Annotated in this window: 15 protein-coding genes; 3 read left to right on the top strand and 12 right to left on the bottom strand. The window is 72.2% G+C overall.

The window, feature by feature from the left end; all coding sequences use genetic code 11:
• Window positions 1-123 precede the first annotated feature (123 nt).
• Together AB0I04_RS27405 and AB0I04_RS27400 are read right to left on the bottom strand one after the other, a co-directional pair.
• The gene (locus AB0I04_RS27405; RefSeq protein ID WP_360890173.1) at window positions 124-3,000 is read right to left on the bottom strand and encodes an AAA family ATPase; all 2,877 of its coding nucleotides are present in this window, start codon (window positions 2,998-3,000) and stop codon (window positions 124-126) included.
• Between the two features lie 39 nt (window positions 3,001-3,039).
• Complete coding sequence (locus AB0I04_RS27400; RefSeq protein ID WP_360890170.1) at window positions 3,040-4,101, bottom strand: CoA transferase; 1,062 nt, start codon at window positions 4,099-4,101, stop codon at window positions 3,040-3,042.
• 71 nt (window positions 4,102-4,172) lie between these two features.
• Between AB0I04_RS27400 and AB0I04_RS27395 the strand changes: the two genes are divergently transcribed.
• Window positions 4,173-4,406, top strand: coding sequence for a hypothetical protein (locus tag AB0I04_RS27395; RefSeq protein WP_360890167.1), 234 nt, complete (start codon window positions 4,173-4,175; stop codon window positions 4,404-4,406).
• On the top strand, window positions 4,406-4,798 hold the full coding sequence (locus AB0I04_RS27390) for a type II toxin-antitoxin system VapC family toxin (RefSeq protein WP_360890164.1): 393 nt from the start codon (window positions 4,406-4,408) through the stop codon (window positions 4,796-4,798). The genes AB0I04_RS27395 and AB0I04_RS27390 overlap by 1 nt, the downstream gene beginning before the upstream one ends.
• A gap of 182 nt (window positions 4,799-4,980) precedes the next feature.
• On the opposite strand, the gene AB0I04_RS27385 is transcribed toward AB0I04_RS27390, so the two are convergent.
• On the bottom strand, window positions 4,981-5,499 hold the full coding sequence (locus AB0I04_RS27385) for a hypothetical protein (RefSeq protein ID WP_360890161.1): 519 nt from the start codon (window positions 5,497-5,499) through the stop codon (window positions 4,981-4,983).
• Between the two features lie 440 nt (window positions 5,500-5,939).
• Here AB0I04_RS27385 and AB0I04_RS27380 point away from each other — a divergent pair, with 440 nt between their 5' ends.
• Window positions 5,940-6,185 (top strand): DUF2630 family protein, encoded by a 246-nt coding sequence (locus AB0I04_RS27380; RefSeq protein WP_360890158.1) that lies wholly within the window; start codon window positions 5,940-5,942, stop codon window positions 6,183-6,185.
• Here the strand turns inward: AB0I04_RS27380 and AB0I04_RS27375 are convergent.
• From AB0I04_RS27375 to AB0I04_RS27335, 9 genes are all read right to left on the bottom strand, one after another.
• Window positions 6,179-7,654 (bottom strand): glutamate--cysteine ligase, encoded by a 1,476-nt coding sequence (locus tag AB0I04_RS27375; RefSeq protein WP_360890155.1) that lies wholly within the window; start codon window positions 7,652-7,654, stop codon window positions 6,179-6,181. The genes AB0I04_RS27380 and AB0I04_RS27375 overlap by 7 nt on opposite strands.
• Window positions 7,655-7,705: 51 nt before the next feature.
• Window positions 7,706-9,241, bottom strand: coding sequence for a hypothetical protein (locus AB0I04_RS27370; RefSeq protein WP_360890152.1), 1,536 nt, complete (start codon window positions 9,239-9,241; stop codon window positions 7,706-7,708).
• A 145-nt stretch (window positions 9,242-9,386) separates the two neighbouring features.
• Entirely contained in the window at window positions 9,387-11,123 is a 1,737-nt protein-coding gene (argS, locus tag AB0I04_RS27365; RefSeq protein WP_360890149.1) for an arginine--tRNA ligase, read from the bottom strand.
• 96 nt (window positions 11,124-11,219) lie between these two features.
• Complete coding sequence (locus tag AB0I04_RS27360; protein WP_360890146.1) at window positions 11,220-12,371, bottom strand: saccharopine dehydrogenase NADP-binding domain-containing protein; 1,152 nt, start codon at window positions 12,369-12,371, stop codon at window positions 11,220-11,222.
• A gap of 70 nt (window positions 12,372-12,441) precedes the next feature.
• Entirely contained in the window at window positions 12,442-13,464 is a 1,023-nt protein-coding gene (plsX, locus tag AB0I04_RS27355) for a phosphate acyltransferase PlsX (RefSeq protein ID WP_360890413.1), read from the bottom strand.
• Window positions 13,465-13,649: 185 nt separating this feature from the next.
• Complete coding sequence (locus AB0I04_RS27350) at window positions 13,650-14,018, bottom strand: hypothetical protein (RefSeq protein ID WP_360890143.1); 369 nt, start codon at window positions 14,016-14,018, stop codon at window positions 13,650-13,652.
• On the bottom strand, window positions 14,015-14,863 hold the full coding sequence (locus tag AB0I04_RS27345; RefSeq protein WP_360890140.1) for an alpha/beta hydrolase: 849 nt from the start codon (window positions 14,861-14,863) through the stop codon (window positions 14,015-14,017). The genes AB0I04_RS27350 and AB0I04_RS27345 overlap by 4 nt, the downstream gene beginning before the upstream one ends.
• On the bottom strand, window positions 14,860-15,624 hold the full coding sequence (locus tag AB0I04_RS27340) for a DUF998 domain-containing protein (RefSeq protein ID WP_360890137.1): 765 nt from the start codon (window positions 15,622-15,624) through the stop codon (window positions 14,860-14,862). The genes AB0I04_RS27345 and AB0I04_RS27340 overlap by 4 nt, the downstream gene beginning before the upstream one ends.
• A 103-nt stretch (window positions 15,625-15,727) precedes the next feature.
• Window positions 15,728-16,867 (bottom strand): hypothetical protein, encoded by a 1,140-nt coding sequence (locus AB0I04_RS27335; protein ID WP_360890134.1) that lies wholly within the window; start codon window positions 16,865-16,867, stop codon window positions 15,728-15,730.
• Window positions 16,868-17,132: the final 265 nt, after the last annotated feature.

The following is a 17,132-nucleotide window of genomic DNA, read 5'->3' as shown; positions in this document are numbered from 1 at the left end:
TCCTATCCGAGGCTTCCCGGCCCGCCTACCAGGCGCTTCCCGAGGCTAAGCCCTGCGTAGGGTCTTAGGGCGCGTCCGGTGGATCTCCGTCCGGCTGCGCGAACAAGATCCACCGGACACGCCCTAGACGAGGCCGAGCCGGTGGGCGGCGGCCGCGGCCTCGCCGCGGCTGCCGACCTGCAGTTTCGCCAGGATGTTGGACACGTGGACGCTGGCCGTCTTCGCGGAGATGAACAGCCGGCCGGCGATCTCACGGTTGCTGCGGCCCTCCGCGACGAGCCGGAGCACCTCCAGTTCGCGCGGGGTCAGCCCGAGCGTGGACGTGCCGGTCCGTCCGCCGAGGGCGATTCTGGACCGCCGGGCGTGCGCCTCGATCCGTTCGAGGAGCGGCCGGGCGCCGAGGCCCTCGGCGATCTCGGCGGCCTGCCGCAGCCGCGCGGCCGTGTCGTCCCGGGCCCCGGTGTCGTGCGGGTCGTTGGCCTCGGCGGTCCGCAGCAGCGTGTACGCCAGGGGATAGGGCTGCTTGAGAGCCTCGAACGCGTCCGCGGCGGCCGCCCACGTCTCCCGGTCGAGCACGCCTTCGGCGCGGGCCACCTCGGCCTCGAAGAGCAGCGCGTACGCCTGCTGGACCCGGCCACCCTCGGGGGCCTTCTCGGTGGCCGCCCGGATCCGGGTCAGCAGCCTGGCGGCGTGCTCGCCGCCCGCCTCCGCGCACGCCCGCGCGGCGGCGCACAGCAACGGCAGGCCGTAGCGTGCGCTGACCGACGGCTGCAGATCCGCCAGCACGTGTTCGACGGCGTCGAGGGCTCCGGACAGGTCGCCCTCGGCGACCCGTAGATCGATCCGCAGTCCCTCGGCGGGGAACAGCTCCTGGGTGCGGGAGAAGGTCGGGGCGAGCACCGCGTCCAGGGTGCTCACGGCGCGGGCGGCGGCGTCGAGGTCGCCGCGCGCCACCGCGATCACGCCGATGATGTACTGCAGCGAGACCCGGGTCAGGGGCGGCGGAGACAGCTCCAGGGCGTGTTCGGTCACTTCGAGGGCCTCGTCCCAGCGGCCCAGCGACACCAGCGGTTCGGCCAGGTTGATGCTCAGAAACGCCCCGGAGGTACGGGCGACGCCGCTCTTGCCGGCGAACGCGACGCCGCGCCGCGCGACCTCGACGGCGCGCTCGTGCTCGCCGAGACCCTCGAGTACGTGGGACTCGTTCGTGGCGATGCGCAGCATCGCCGAGTCGTCCGACCCACCCCGCAGGTACACCGCCTCGGCCTTGGCCAGCTCGGCGAGGTGGCGTTCGCCGTCGTCTTCGGAGAAGTCACAGCCGGCGATCGTCGTCAGCGCGTGCGCCTCGACCGTCGCGTCGCCGACCGCGCGGGCGGTGGTGAGGGCGTCGACGGCGAGCGCCCGCCCCTCCTCCAAGCCGGTCGGCAGCAGGTAGAGATGCTGGGCGAGGGTCGACAGCACCCGTGCCCGCACCACGCTGGGCGGGTCGGCGGGCACCAGCCGCGCCGCCTCCCGCAGGTCGTCGAGCGCCTTCGGATGGCCGAGGCGGATCCTGAGCCGGCCGCGGTGCTCCAGGACGCCGGCGGCCCGGATCGGATCGTCGATCTCCTTCAGCGCCACCTTCGCGAAGGCGACGCCGCGTTCGGTCTCGCCCGCCAGGTCGGAGGCGTCGACCGCCATCTCCAGGACCCCGGTGTGATCGACCCCGAGCCGCTCCGCCGCGTCCGGCACCTTGTCCCACAGCTCGAGGACGCGGTCGAGCATGCGCAGGCACTCGGTGTACGCGGTCGCCTCCTTGGCGACCTGCGCGGCCTTCCAGGCGCTGAACAGCGCCCAGGTGGCGTCGTGCGCGGAGTACCAGTGGTGGGCGAGTTCGGCAGCCGCGCGGCCCATCGGGACCAGCGACGGATTCTTCTCCAGCGCCTCGGCGAACCGCGTGTGGGTGCGGGTGTGCTCGCCGGGCAGCAGGTCGCCGTGGACGGCCTCGCGCATCAGCGCGTGCCGGAAACCGTACGCCTCACCGTCCACGACCAGGACGTTCGCGGCCACGGCGGGCCGCAGCACCCGGGACAGCGCGCCGTCGTCCAGGCCCGTCACCGCGGCGAGCAGTGCGTGCTCGACGCGGTCGCCGCCCGCGCTGGTGACGCGCAGGATGTCCTGGGTCTCCTCCGGCAGCTTCCGTACGCTGCCGAGGATGAGGTCGCGCAGCGACTCGGGCAGTTCGCCGTTGATCTGGTCGTTGCAGTCCAGCAGGGCCTCGACGAACAGCGGGTTGCCCTCGCTCCTCTCGTACACGGCGTCGAGGGTTCGCTGGTCGAGGTCGCGGCCGAGGATGTCGCGGGCCTGCTCGGCGACGGCACGGCGGGGCAGGCGGTCCAGGTCGAGCCGCCGGACCCAGTCGGCGCGGTTCAGCTCGGCGAGCAGCGGGCGGAGCGGATGGTCGCGGTGCAGTTCGTCGGACCGGTAGGTGACGATCACCAGGAGCCCGGACGGGATGTTGCGGATCAGGTAGCTGAGCAGGTCGCGGGTGGACCGTTCCGCCCAGTGCACGTCCTCGATGACCAGGACGGCCTGCTCGTCCGCGGTCAGCCGTTCGAAGAGCAGCAGCACATGGTCGAACAGGCGGGTGCGCGCCTCCGCCGTGCCGGTCTCGGTGTCCGGCTCGCCGAACTCCGGGAGCAGCCGGGCCAGCCCGGCCGGTGTCCCGCCGGGCAGCAGCGCGGCGATGCCCTCCACGCCGATCTCCCGGACCATCCGGCGCAGCACGGCGCTGAACGGAGCGAACGGCAGGCCCTCGGCGCTGATCTGGAGGCAGCCGCCGACGAACGTCCGCACGCCGGGGCGCGCGTCCAGGAACTCCCGGATGAGCCGGCTCTTGCCGACGCCCGCCTCGCCGCCGACGAGCAGGGCGGCCGGCACTTCACGCAGGGCCCTGCCGAGGAAGGCGAGCTCATCGGCCCGCCCGGCCAGAACGGCGCTGACCCCCTGCTGATTCTGCACGCCCCAAGGATGCCATCCAGCCGGGACAAAACGGACTGTTTATTCCTCCGGCGAACGCCCGTACGAGCGGCCGGGCGTGGTGTCGTGCCGGCCCGGATCCGTACGCGACCAGCCGTCGGCGTTGTCGAGGTCCGGTGCCCGGCCGGGCGGCAGCGGCGGATCGTGCAGCGTCCGTACGGGACTGCCGTCGAGGACGCCGCGCTGCTGAAAGTGGTCGACGGCCCGCGTCTCGGCCGGGGACAGGACGGGCGCGACCGGCGCGCCGGCGGCCGTCAGCCGGGTGATCGCGGTGTCCCGGGGCAGCGCGGCGATCCGCTCGGCGAGGTCCCGGTCGAGCTCCTCCGCCCGGGCCAGTCGCTCGGGGAAGCTCAGGCCGGCGTGGTGGTCGAGCCCCAGGGCCTGGCAGGTGGCCGCCCACAGCCGATCCTCCGACACGACCCCGAGGCCGATCCTCCCGCCGTCCCGGGCCGGGTAGACGCCGTATCCCGGCACCGGCCTGCCCGCCCGCCCGGACCCGGAACCACCGGGCACCGGGAGGGTGCCCATCCAGTTCGCCAGAACGTCGGCCATGCCGAGATCGATGCGCTCGCCCCGACCCTTGTGACACGCAGCCAGGATCGAGAAGGCGGCCATCGTCGCCGCGGCCATGTCCGCGACGGGGAACTCGTGCCCGCCGTCGTCCGGCGGGGCGGTGCCCGTGTACGCGCGATAGTTGACGTCATGCCCCGGCAGCGAGGCGAGCGGGCCGCTCGCGCCGTACCCGGAGATCGAGCAGTAGACGACGCGCGGGTTCACCGCGCGTACCGCCTCATAGCCCACGCCGAGCCGATCGGCGACGCCGGGCCGGTAGCCCTCGACGAAGACGTCCGCCTCCGCGGCCAGCTCCAGGCACCGCGCGGCGTCGGCCTTGAGGTCGATGACAACGCTGCGCTTGTGTCGATTGAGCAGGTCGAAGTGGCCGAGGAACGCCCGCATCGGCTCGCCGCCGGGCGGTTCGACCTTCAGCACCTCCGCACCGAGCTGGGCCAGCAGCTGCGTGGCGTACGGCCCCGGCCGCCACATCGTCAGATCCAGCACCCGAAGCCCGTCCAGCAGTCCCATGCTTCCTTATACCAAGCACTTGCTCGGTCCGGGAGATTGCACCGTAAGACAATCTGTCTTACGCTGACTGCATGGCCGATACCATAACCATCCGCACCGACTCGGAGACCGAGCACGCTCTCGAAGTCCTCACCCATGACGGCAGTTCGCGCTCGGCGGCGATTCGTCAGGCGGTGCTCGACGCCGCCATGCGCCGGGAGCGTGCGACGGAGATGCGTCGCGCCGTCCTCCGGATGCCCCTAGGCGAACCGGACGGTATCAACATCGCCGAGGAGCTTTCCGCCGCCCGCGATGAAGAGCGCTGATGATCTATCTCGATTCCGCAGCGGTCGTGAAGCTCGTCCACGCCGAGGCCGAGTCCCAGGCGCTTCGTAACTGGCTTGATGAGCGGGCCGACGTCGGTTGGATCAGCTCTGCTTTGCTGGAGATCGAGTCGTTCCGGGCGCTGGCACGGTATGCGCCTGAGGCGGTGGTGCGCCTCCATCCGGTGCTCGACCTCGTGGAGTTGGTCGACCTCGACCCGAGTATCCGCATCCTCGCTCAGACGATCAGGCCCGTTACCGTTCGAAGCCTGGATGCGATCCACCTCGCCACCGCACTACGGCTCAGGACACGCCTCACCTCCTTCATTACGTACGACAAGCGCTTGGCGGACGCGGCCTCGGGTGCGGGGTTGGTCGTTGACATGCCTGTTTAGACGCGCGGCGCCTGTGTCCTCAGAGCGGGCCATGCGTGGTGTCGGCCGACGTGATCGTTAAGTACGGTCGCTGATCCGTGGGAGGCGTCCGCCGGTATGGCGGACGCCTCCCGGCTTTCCACGACTGTCCACATTTGGGGAAACAAAGGCCGTCCGGTGTCCAGGCGGTGTGTAGATCGTCGTCAATTGTGGAATGCATCCCTCCGTAACTGATCAACACGGGGGGATGGATCAGTGCCCACGAAGACCACGACGCGGTCGACCGCCCGCCGTTCCACGGCGAGCACGAGCCGCACAGCGAAGACCGGCGCGAAGAAGACCGCCGCCGCCAAGAAGCCGTCCGCCAAGAGCACGACGGCGAAGAAGACCACGTCCAAGAGTTCGGTCACTCCGGCCGCCGCCGCGACGAAAGTGTCGTCAGCGGCCACCAAGGTCTCGTCGGCGGCGTCGAAGATGACGGCGGCGGCGAGCAAGGCCACCAACTCGGCCCAGGCGATGAACACCGCCCTGAAGGCGATGAACACCGCCACCAAGGCCATGATGACCGCCGCCGAGTCGCTCACCACGGCCGCGAAGTCGATGTCGGCGATGAAGATGCCGGCCGCGGCGCAGCCTCGGAGTACGACCAGGAAGGCCACGACCGCCAAGACCACCACGGCGAGGAAGCCGGCGGCCAAGAGCACGACGGCGAAGAAGGTCACCGCGAAGAAGACGACGACCGCGAAGGCCAGGACCACGACGAGGGCGAAACCGAAGAGCACCGCGAAGGCCGCCGCCAAGGCGCCGGCGCCGCCACCGGAGACCGCTACCGTCGGCGGACCAGGCCCCGAGCGGGCGGGCGGGTTCCTCAACGGGCTCGTCGGGAACCGCAATCCGCTGTGACGGCTGGGGCGTGCTCTGGGCGCCGCGCAGCCGGACGTAGATCCACCGGACGTACCCAAGAGCGGCCGGAGCCCTCGCCGAGGCGGTGACGGCTCCGGCGCGTGCCGGGCCGGACGCCGCCGCCGGCCCGACGTGAGAGACCCATGGACAACCGACGATCATCGCTGCCGGGCGGGATCGAGCCCGGTGTGCCCAGGCCCCACCTGAATGCCGCTCGCGACGCGGAACTGACAAACTGTCGTCGAGAGGTGATCCAGGGATGCAGGACAACGAGATTCTCGGTCATATCAACGAGCTTGTGGACGAGGAGCACACGCTCCGTGAACGGCTGCAGAAGGGGGACCTGACCGCAACGGAGGAGCACCAGCGGCTGCGCTCACTCGAAGTGCAGCTCGACCAGTGCTGGGACCTCCTGCGCCAGCGTCGGGCGCGGCGCGACGCCGGGGAGGACCCCGAGGCCGCCGAGTCCAGGCCGGAGGGCGAGGTCGAGGGCTACCTTCAGTAGGTTCTCACGGGCCAGGTGTGCACCGGGGCGTTGGTGTGCATGCGGTCGATGTAGCGGCACGTCATGAGCCGCAGCGCCTCCTCTCGGTCGGCGTCGACCGCGCGGACGGTCTCCGTCTGCCACGTCGAGCCGTTCCGGCCGGTCTTGCATCGCCGTTCGACGATGCCGAGCAGCCGGTCGCGGACGATCGTGTCGACGCCCCACCGGTCGAGGCCGGTGACGGCCTGCGGGAGCAGGTGCCGCAGGACGAGTTCGGTGACCGGCACCTCGCCGACCCCGGGCCAGAAGACTCGGGCGGCGAGGCCGTACCGCGCGCCCCGGCGGGCGTTGTCGGCGGCCGCGGCGAACGGCATCCGCTCCCAGACCGGGTGCTCCTCCTCCGCCAGGGCCCGTACGAGGCCGTAGTAGAAGGCCGCGTTGGCCATGGTGTCGGCGACGGTCGGGCCGGCGGGCAGGATGCGGTTCTCCACGCGCAGGTGCGGGCGGCCGTCGACGGCGGCGTACACCGGGCGGTTCCAGCGGTAGATCGTGCCGTTGTGCAGCGAGAGTTCGGCCAGCTGGGGGATCTCGCCGCGGGCCAGCGCCTCCTGCGGATCCTCGTCCTCGCACATCGGCAGCAGCGCGGAGAAGTAGCGTGCGTTCTCCTCGAACAGGTCGAAGGCCGAGTCGATCCAGCGTTCGCCGAACCAGACGCGGGGCCGTACGCCCTGGACCTTGAGCTCTTCGGACCGCGTGTCGGTCGCCTGCTCGAACAGCGGGAGCCGGGTCTCCCGCCACAGCTCCCGGCCGAACAGGAACGGTGAGTTCGCGCCGAGCGCCACCTGGATCCCGGCGATGGCCTGGGCGGCGTTCCAGGACGCCGCGAAGTCGTCCGGACCGACCTGCAGGTGGAACTGGACGCTCGTGCAGGCCGCCTCGGGCACGATGCAGTCGGCGGACGTGCTGAGCTGCTCGACCCCGTCGATCTCCAGGTGGAGGCTCTCGCCGCGGGCCGCGAGGACCTGCTCGTTGAGGAGTTTGTAGCGCGGGTTCGCCGACAGGGCCGCCTCACCGACGTCGGACTCCCGCAGCGTCGGGAGGATGCCGATCATCGCCAGCCGGGCGCCCACCTCGCGCGCCCGCCCGTCGGCGTGGTTGAGATTGTCGCGGATTCTCTGTTCGAGCATCGCGAGCGACTTGCCGGTCAGCGAGGTGGGCGGCATGTTGATCTCGATGTTGAACTGCGCGAGCTCGGTCGCCCAGGCGCCGGGATCGGCGATGGACTCGAGCACGGCCGCGTTGCGCATCGCGGGCCGGCCGGTCTCGTCGACGAGGTTGAGCTCGACCTCCATGCCGATGGAGGCCCGGTCGTCCTCGAACCGCGAGTCGCGCAGCATCGCCGACAGGGCTTCCAGACAGCGTCGGACCTTCTCCCGGTAACGCCGCCGGTCCTCCTTGGTGATGGCGATCGCCGCCACGTCCCTGCCCATGCAAAGCCTCCGGGGGTGTTCGTCCCACCTTTCTCGGAGGAAGGCATACCCCTAGTCCACGATGGTAAGAACCGCGTCCCGGTCTTTCGCGGCGGACGTGGCGAGAGTCTCATACCGGGGGCGATGTTCCCGGATTGCCTCGGCGATCTGTCCGGCCTCGCGGATGATCCGGGCCTTCTCCCGGACCGCGGCCTCGGCGGCCACCCGGCGGGCGTGCCGCTGCACCAGCCAGAGGACCGCCCCGCCGACGGTCACCACCCCGGGCAGGACCGGGAGGGCACCGAGCCCGAGGGGGATCGTGACGGCCAGGAGGACGACGCCGACACCGGCCAGGATCAGACCGGCCCGCTCGGCGAGGGGGTTGGTGGCGTACTCGGCGTCGACCCCGGCCTCCATCTCCGCCGTCGAGTCCGGCCCGTCGGGTCCGATCGACAGGTAGTAGCCGCCGACCCGGACCTTCAGGCGCTCCGGGGCCCGGCGGGACGCCTTCTCCGCCAGATCCTCGGCTGCCGCGGCGATCCAGCGGCGCCCGGCGCGCAGGGCGAGCAGGCGCCGGGCCGACGTGCTCTTCTCGAACATGTCGCCGCGCAGCGACTCGAGGGTCTCCCCTCCCGGGGCGTCCCACGCCTTCGGAGGCGTCGCCGTGCCGTTCTCGATGATCTGCCGCAGCTCGCGGGCCCGAGTGAGCAGGGGCGCCTCGTCGGGGCTGCCCTCGTCGACGAGCCCGGTCAGCAGCGCGCCGAGATCCTCCGGAACGGCGTCCGCCGTCTCGGCGGGGGGCTCGGCCGCGGGAAGGGCCTCTTCGAGGCGGGTCCGCAGGCGGGCGAGGCGGGCGGCGTACGCGGGCGGCTCGGTCAGCGCGGTCTCGGACTGCAGGACCCTCGGCAGCCAGGAGGTCTCCGCCCGGCCGCTCCCCTCAGAGGCGATCTTCTCGCGCCAGCGCGCACCCTCCGCGTCGGCCGCCTTGGCCGGGAGAGCGTCGACGAACTCGGCCAGCCGTTGCTCGATGTGGGACCGTCCCGTCTCGCCGAAGACGCCCTCGGCACAGGCCGTCCACAGCAGCCGCCGCACGCGGGTGACCGTCGTTTCGAGGGGCGGCAGGGCCCGTGCCAGCCAGGGCGTGACCAGCGCGTTTCGGCCCGCCACCGCGAGGGCCAACGTCAGGAACAGCGTCGTCCGCTCCTCGTCGCGGCGGGTCGCCTCGGCGGCGTGCGACTCGGCGGCCACCTCGTCGCCGCGGAGCAGGGCGTGCAGTGCCTCGGCGGCCGGTCCGAGCCAGTAGCCGGGGCAGTCCGCCAGGTCCAGGTGGGGCGGGTCGGTGATCGCCCGCAGCAGCCGCCGGGTCTCGGCGCGGACGGTGGACTCCCGGTCGAACGCCGCGAGCTCCATACGTAGGTCCGACAGCTCGACGAAGGCGTCGAACGACCGGGCGAGCCGGTCGATCCGCCGCTCGAGCGTGCCCTGGACCTGCGACAGCTTCGACTGCAGCGTCCGCGACCTGTGGTCCGCGTACTGGTAGGCCGCGTTGACCTCTTCTTGCAGGCCGCGGATCTGACGGTCCTGCCGATAGTCGGCCCAATCGCTCACGCCGCCTCCTTGATCAGACTCCGGCCCTGCATCCGCCGGATATGCGACGTACGGGGCCCTCCGCGCGTTCCGCAGAAAACGCGCGGGAGCGGGTGCGTTGGGCACCCGCTCCCGCGCTGCGAGCGTGATCGAACAGGGCTTGGGACTACATGCGCTCCGGCGTGGCCACGCCGAGCAGCTCCAGGCCCCTGACCAGCGTGCGCAGGGTCAGCGCGCACAGGGCCAGCCGGGACGCCTTCGTGGCCTCGTCGGGGGCCTTCAGCACCGGGCAGTTCTCGTAGAACGTGGTGTAGGCCGAGGCCAGCTCGAAGAGGTAGGCGCAGAGCCGGTGCGGCTCGGCGGTCTCGCCGGTCTGGTGGACGGCGGCGCCGAAGCCCAGCAGGTGCAGGGCGAGCGCCCGCTCGGCCTCGTGGCCGAGCGCGATCGGCCCGGTCGCCTCCTCGGGGGCCACACCGCCCTTGCGGAAGATCGACCGGATCCGCGCCGTGGCGTACTGGAGGTACGGGCCGGTGTTGCCCCGGAAGGAGATCATCCGGTCGAAGTCGAAGACGTACTCGCTGCCCCGTGCCGTCGACAGGTCGGCGTACTTCACCGCGCCCATGCCGACCGCCTCGACGACCTGCCGCCGGGTCTCCTCGTCGAACGGCTCGTCGTGCGGGACCTCGTCGAACGCAACGCCGGCCCGCTCGACGGCCTCGTCCAGCAGCTCGGTCAGCTTGACCGACTTGCCGCTCCGGGTCCGGAAGATCTTCCCGTCCGGGCCCAGCACACTGCCGATCTGGGCGTGCTCGGCGCTCACCTCGTCAGGCAGCCAGCCCGCCATCCGGGCCACCGCGAACACCATCTGGAAGTGCAGCGCCTGCTGGCTGCCCACCACGTAGATCATCCGGTCGACGTTGATCTTGTCGACGCGGTACCGGATCGTGGCCAGGTCGGAGGTGGAGTAGTTGTAGCCGCCGTCGCTCTTGCGAATGATCACCGGCAGCGGGTCGCCGTCCCGGCCGGTGAACCCGGGCGGGAACACGCACAGCGCACCGTCGCTGATCACTCCCAGGCCCTTGGCCTTCAGCTCCTCGGCGATGTCGCCGAGCATGTCGTCGTAGAAGCTCTCGCCCCGGATGTCGTCGTCGGTCAGCGTGACGCCGAGCCGGCCGTAGACCTTGTGGAGGTAGATCTTCGACAGCTCGACCAGCCGCTCCCAGTGCCGGATGGTGTCCGGATCGTGGGCCTGGAGCTTCACGACCCGCTCCCGCGACCGCTGGGCGAACTCCGGCTCGGAGCCGAACCGCTCCCGGGCCGCCTGGTAGAAGGCGTTCGGGTCCGTCTCGAGGAGCTTGGCCTCCGCTGAACCCTCACCGACGTCGAGCAGAAGCTCGATCAGCATGCCGTACGGGGTGCCCCAGTCGCCGACGTGGTTGTCCCGGATCACCTGGTGCCCGGCGAACTCCAGCACCCGCGCGATCGCGTCGCCGACGATCGTGGTCCGCAGGTGACCGACGTGCATCTCCTTGGCGATGTTCGGCGAGGAGTACTCCACGATCGTCGTCTGCGGCGCGCCGGTCTTCTCGACGGCCAGCCGCTCGTCGCCGTACATCGCCAGGGCCCGCCCGGCGATCCAGTCGGCGCTGAGCGTGAGGTTGATGAACCCCGGCCCGCTGATCTCGACCTTCTCGCAGACGTCGGACACGTCGAGGTGCGCCACGATCTCGGTCGCGATGTCGCGCGGCTTTCGGCCCAGCTTCTTGGCGAGCGGGAGCGCGACGTTCGCCTGGAAGTCGGCGAACTGCGACGGGCGGATCACCGGGTCGGCGTCGGGCTCTCCGAACGCCGCTCCGAGAGCGGCCTGGACGCGGGCGGCGAGAACGTGCTGCGGGTCGGACATCAAGATCCTTGGTGAGTACGGCTTCGGCAGCTCAGGCTGCACGGTCCTTAAAGCCTATCGGCGACCGGCCACAGCCCCATCCGAATTACCTTCGTGTCACCCGGTCGAGCCGACCACTGTGAACTCCAGGCCGGCCTTCTGGAGCCGGGCGAGGAGCGCGTCGCCCATCGCCTGGGCCGTGGTGACCTGGCCCGCCGTCTCGGGCAGGTCGTCGAAGGCCAGGCACAGTGCCGACTCGGCGAGCATCTTCGCGGTCTCCTCATAGCCGGGATCCCCGCCGGACACCTTCGTGACGACCTTCCGACCGCCGCCCTCGCCGGCGAAGTGCACGCTGAACCAGCTCTTGGCGCGCCTCTCGGGCGAGGGACCGTCCCCGGGCGTGAACCGCTCGAGCAGCCGGTCGCGTACGGGGCCGACCTGGGCGACCGCCGCGACGCCCGCCGCTCCGGCGGCCAGACCGGCGGCGGACGCCAGGTGCCGCACCGCCCCGAAGTGGCCGTAGGCGAAGTCGGGACCGTAGCGGTCCAGGGCCGCCGCCGAGCGCCGTACGACGTCGGGGTCGATGGTCGGCAGCGGCAGCGCCCAGGCGCCGAGTCCGGCGTTCCGGTGCGGCCGGCCCTGAACGGCGCGGACCCGGCGATCCGTCAGGGGAGGCTCCGCCTGCCGCCGTTCACGGTGGATCTTCGCCGCTGTACGGAAGTGCGCCGCCGCCGTGATCGCGGAGTGGACCGTGCCGCTGGAGGGCACGCCGCTCGCCTGGACGTAGCCGCGCACCCGCAACGGGACGCCCTCGGGCAGCCGCTGGACGGTGAAGTAGACGCCGAGGTCGTGCGGCACCGAGTCGAACCCGCAGGCGTGCACGATCCGCGCCCCGGTCTCGGCGGCCCGCGCGTGGTACCTGAGGTACATCAGGTCGACGAACTCCGGCTCCCCGGTGAGGTCGACGTAGTCCGTGCCGGCCTCGGCGCAGGCGGCCACGAGCGGTTCACCGTACGTGACGTACGGGCCGACAGTGCTGATCACCACCCGGGCGGACGAGGCGATCTCCCGCAGGGAGGAGGCGTCGGACACGTCGGCCCGCAGCAGCGGCAGGTCGAGCCCGAGCCGGTCACTCAGCGCCCGGAGCTTCGCGGGGTTCCGCCCGGCAATGGCCCACGTCCCGGTCGCGTGCGCGGCGAGGTACTCGGCGGTGAGCGCCCCGGTGAACCCGGTGGCGCCGAACAGCACGATGTCAAAGGGGCGATCCATGGGTCCTGCTTACCCTCCAGAACCTCGTTCTAGGAAGGCATGACAGAACGACTGTGGCGAAACACGCGTCTCAGGGCTCCTCGGTGTCGGGTTCGCCGTGGCCGCGGCGGGGGAACCGGTGCGGGCGGGCGGCGGCCAGGCCCTCCCCGATCTGCTCGACGATCCGGCCGGCCGCCAGGTCGCGGGCGAGGACGCACGCGGCGGCGACGCCGGTGGCCCGCGAGGCGCCGTGCGCGATGACGACGGTGCCGTTCAGGCCGAGGAGCACGCCGCCGCCGGTCGTTTCCGGGTCCAGTCGGTCGCGTAGCCCGCGCAACTGCCGGCGCTGCAGCAGCGCGGCCACGCGCGAGAGCCGGCCGGAGCCGATCGCCGTGCGCATCTCGCTGACCGCCAGCCGTACGGCGCCCTCGACGGTCTTGAGCGCGATGTTCCCGGTGAACCCGTCGGTGACCACGACGTCCACCGCGCCGGTCAGCAGGTCGGTGCCTTCGACGTTCCCGGTGAAGTGGACGCCCGGCACGTCCCCGGACAGCAGTTCGTGCGCGCGCCGGGTCAGCTTGTTGCCCTTGCCCGCCTCCTCACCGATCGTCAGCAGCCCCACGCGCGGGGACTCGACGCCGAGCCTGATCCGCGCGTACGCGGTGCCGAGCGTGGCGAACTGGACGAGCATCTCCGGTTTGGCGTCGGCCGTGGCGCCGGCGTCCAGGAGCACCGTGGGGCGCGGGCGGGTGGGCAGCACCACCGCGAGCGCCGGGCGCATGACGCCGGGCTGTCCGCGCAGGCGCAGCCGGGAGGTCGCGACGACCCCGCCGGTGGACCCGGCCGACACGAGCGCGGCGGCGTGGCCCCGGCGGATCAGGTGGCAGGCGACCGCCACGGACGAGCGGGGCCGCCGCCACCCGGCCAGCGCCCCCTCGTCCATGGCCAGGGCGTCCTCGGCGTGCGCGATCGGGACCTCGCCCAGCGCGTCGTGCTCGCGCAGCAGATCCCGGACGCGGCGGGCCTGCCCCACGAGCACGAGCCGGACGCCGTGTTCGCGGACCGCGGCGACGGCACCGGCCACGATCTCCTCCGGTCCGTGGTCGCCGCCCATCGCGTCCACCGCGATCCGCGGACCCTCGGCGCGGGCGTCCACCCGTCCCTCGGCCCGCCCGTCGACCGGCCGCCCGTCCGTCTGCCTCCCCGCCTGTTCGTCGGCCTTCCTCCCGGCCGGCCCGTCGGACCGGGTCTCGTTCCGCCTCTCGGCGGGCGCGTCGGCGCGTCTTTCGGCTCGGCCCGTCATTCGGGATCCTGACAGCCCTGGCCGAGGCACGGCCGGCGGACGACCTCACGGCCGCTCACGGTGATCACGTAGTCCTGGCGTGGGTGAGCGGAGTCGGCCTGGTAGGCGACGGCGTCCACCCGGACGGGCTCGCCGCGGTCCGTACGGCCGACGCACCGCACCCGGACGACCGACAGAGTGTCCGCCGACAGGGTCCGGCAGTTCATGCGCGAGCGGACGGTGTACCCGATGCCGCGCAGTTCGTCGGCCGTGCCCGTGGCGGTGGCGTTGAGCAGCGAGCTCTCCGACACCTTGCGCACCGGATTGCCGCACGAGCCCGCGAACAGCGCGAGCAGCGCGATCAGGACGAGCACGAGCGGTTTCACAGGTCGCGCACCGCCTGGGCGACGACGTCGGGCCGGTCGACCTGCACCAGGTGCCCGACGTCGGGGAGGACGACCTGCCGCCCTCGTGGGCTGAGCCCGGCCAGGGCGGCGTGCGCCCGCCGCCACTTCTCGCCGGTGCCGCGCACGTCGCCGAGCGCGGTGATCACGCACAGGGGGATGTCGGGGAACGCCCGGTGCCGCCGCAGGATGAGCAGGTCGGCGGCCATCCGGCGGTACGTGGTGTCCTCGGCGAGGAAGGTCCCCAGGACGTGCCCACGGGTGCAGACGGCGCGGACGAACTCCGGTGGCGCGACGTTCCCGCGCGCGCTCATCATCCGCATCGCCACACCGTGGACGGTGGGCCCGGCCAGCCGGGCGAAACCACTCACGCCGGCGACCGTACCGGCGAGGCGGGCGAGGGGTGCGAGGCGGGTCAGCGGGTCGGCGAACCTCGGCGTCCCGGGCTCCGCGCTCGGGTCGACGAGGACCATGCCGGCGACCAGGTCCGGGTGGAGCCGCGCGAACGCCTCGGCGTGGAACCCGGCGAACGAGTGCGCGACCACGGTCACGGGCGCGCCCGCCCACCGGGCCAGCGCGGCGAGCCGGTCGGCCTCCGCGCGGAGCGTGCCGGTGCGCCGTACAGGAGGGCTGCCGCCGAGGCCCGGGCGGTCAAAGGCGATCGTGCGGCGCTCGCCGCGGAGCAGCCGGACGACCGGGATCCAGTCGAACCAGGCGCCGCCGAGCCCGGCGCTCAGCAGCAGGGGACGGGATCCGGTTCCGTCCGAGACGACGTGCAGGCGGTCTCCGCCGACGGTGACGATCTCGCCGGGCAGGCGGCCGTTCACGGGTTGGTGGCCTTCTCCCGTACGGCCGTGTCTCCGGTCCGCCGGATGGGGCGGGTGACGATCCGCCTGCGGGCGCGGGCGCGGGCGCGGCGCCGCCCGGTGTAGAGCTCGACGGCGATGACGAACAGCCACACCGAGATCACGGTCACCTGGATTCGCTCCATGACGCCCAGCGTCAGGCCGAAGTACATCAGGGGCAGCGTGGCCAGCGCGGTCGTGGTCTCCACGACCATGACCGGCCAGCTCCAGCGGGCGAGCACCGGCCAGCGGCCGTACCGGCGGGCGGCGATGGTGAGGGCGATGAGGCTGATGATTCCGCTCGTGACGACCAGCGTGCTCGTCACCGAGTGGAACTCATGGGCGAAGGAGACCTTCTCGGCCCGCTCGCGCAGCGCGCAGGTCGGGTCGGAGTTGGGCGCGCAGTCCATCGCGAACAGGGAGTCGCCGATCGAGAAGATCCCGAACAGCAGCAGGGCGAGCCACCCGGCGAGCGCCCAGCCGCGCGGCCGGAGCCGGCGCAGCACGACGGCCGCGACCGTGATCGACAAGGCGCCCGCGAGGAAGTCACCGCCGGAGAAGAGCCCGTGGTAGGGCTGATCGCTGGCGGACAGCTCGCTGACGTACCCGTTGACGGCGTCCAGGTGCGGGTTGAGGAGGAACTGCAGGATCCAGGAGCTGTAGACGACGCCCGCGACGGCAGCGAGGGGCGGCACGAACGCCGGCACCGTCCCCTGGTCACGTGAACGCTCGGACGAGCTCACTCTCACCTTCTTCGGATCCCCCGCTCGACTTCCAGCATAGGTATCCGGTACCGGCTGCTGGGGACTACCCTGCGGCGGACTTAAGCCGCGTAGTGCCGTGTTCTTACGATCCCTGGAAGATTCTGGAGAACACGCCGGCATCCTCGTCCAGCCCGCTGCAGGTGTCGTTCTTGGCCGTGGTGTCCAGGGTGCAGGGGATGTCCCGGGTGATCGACCACATCGACAGGCGGCCCAGCCCGCGGGCGGCCGCCCAGGCGCGGACCTGCTGGGCGTCGGCGGACTGGAACCCGACGCCGGTGTCCGCCACGCCGATCACGGGCGCGATGCCCATCCGGCGCCACGTCGTGGCGGCGTCCTGGTGGTAGAGCCGCTGCAGCTGGCCGTGGGCGGCGGTCGCGGCGGAGATCAGGGCGGGTCCGGTGCCGCCCGCCGGGAGGAGGTCGACGATCGAGACGTCGGCCCCGGCCGCCGCGGCGCCGCGCAGCGCGGCCAGCGCGGTGTCCGTGAGGCCGGAGCGGTGCAGCGGGAGCGTGAAGGACACGCGGAGGCCCGGGTCGTCGTGCTGGAGCCGGGCGAGCGCCTGGGCGCGGCGCCCGGCCGACGCGGCGTCGGCCAGGGCCGCGTCGGTCAGGAAGAAATCGATCTGCCGCGTGTCCGTGGCGGCCAGCACGGAGCGGTACCGCGCGGTCAGGTCGTCGACGTCGGGGCAGCCGTGGGCGAGATCGGTGGCGTGCGGGCCGCCGAAGGAGACGATGGTCTCACCAGGGATCTTCGAGAGTCGCCTGTGGACGACGGGGTCGGCGATCGGCGTGGTGCCGCCCCACGTCGCGGTGCATCCGTCGCCGGCCGCGACGAAGCCGACGGTGTAGTCCCGTACGCCGGTCCGCGCCGCGGTCCTGGCGAAGTCCAGCGGGGGCCAGCTGAGCACGTCGGCGTACGGGGCGAACGTGAGCTTGGCGGCGGGTGCGGGCGAGGCGGTCGCCTCCGGCGACGCGGTGGCCGACGGCGCGGCGGGCGCGGGCCGGGCGGCGGTGGCCTGGGTGCGCGGGCCGGGGAGCTCCGTCATCGCCGCGCCGGACCGGGAGTCGGGACGGGACCGGGCCGAGGGAGCGGCGTGCTGGTCGAGGTGGGCGGTCGCGGCGAGCACGGCACCGCCCGTGCCGGGGATGAGCAGACCGGCTGAGAGCAGCGCGATCCTGCGGCTCAGCCGGGGTGATGCGCGGCGCTTGCGGTGTCTGCCCACGACCTCTCCTCGTGGGGCGGCAGGGACACCGCTGGCCACGGTGACCGCTGTCGCAGGTGGGATCCGTCCCCGGCAGTATGGCGCAGCGCTCGGGCAAGATCACGAACTGGGCTCCGCGTGTCGCTCTGGCACTTCCGCGGCTGCTCAGACGTTGATCGTTCAGCGATGCCGGCTGTTGAGTATCGAAAAGCCCAAGTGCGGGTACCGAATAGGTAAGAAACGGGGCTTAACGGTTCAATAGGGGTGGGGAGCGTGGCGAGCTGCG

Origin of the sequence: Actinoallomurus sp. NPDC050550, assembly GCF_040655075.1 — a bacterium.
Taxonomy (GTDB): domain Bacteria; phylum Actinomycetota; class Actinomycetes; order Streptosporangiales; family Streptosporangiaceae; genus Actinoallomurus.
This window is presented reverse-complemented; position numbering and strand designations above follow the sequence as displayed.

Excerpts from the sequence above, each read along its gene's own strand:
- AB0I04_RS27400 (WP_360890170.1), bottom strand. The coding sequence starts at position 4,101 with ATGGGACTGCTGGACGGGCTTCGGGTGCTGGATCTGACGATGTGGCGG.
- AB0I04_RS27390 (WP_360890164.1), top strand. The coding sequence starts at position 4,406 with ATGATCTATCTCGATTCCGCAGCGGTCGTGAAGCTCGTCCACGCCGAG.
- argS (WP_360890149.1), bottom strand. The coding sequence starts at position 11,123 with ATGTCCGACCCGCAGCACGTTCTCGCCGCCCGCGTCCAGGCCGCTCTC.
- plsX (WP_360890413.1), bottom strand. The coding sequence starts at position 13,464 with ATGGGCGGCGACCACGGACCGGAGGAGATCGTGGCCGGTGCCGTCGCC.
- AB0I04_RS27380 (WP_360890158.1), top strand. The coding sequence starts at position 5,940 with ATGCAGGACAACGAGATTCTCGGTCATATCAACGAGCTTGTGGACGAG.
- AB0I04_RS27360 (WP_360890146.1), bottom strand. The coding sequence starts at position 12,371 with ATGGATCGCCCCTTTGACATCGTGCTGTTCGGCGCCACCGGGTTCACC.
- AB0I04_RS27375 (WP_360890155.1), bottom strand. The coding sequence starts at position 7,654 with ATGGGCAGGGACGTGGCGGCGATCGCCATCACCAAGGAGGACCGGCGG.
- AB0I04_RS27395 (WP_360890167.1), top strand. The coding sequence starts at position 4,173 with ATGGCCGATACCATAACCATCCGCACCGACTCGGAGACCGAGCACGCT.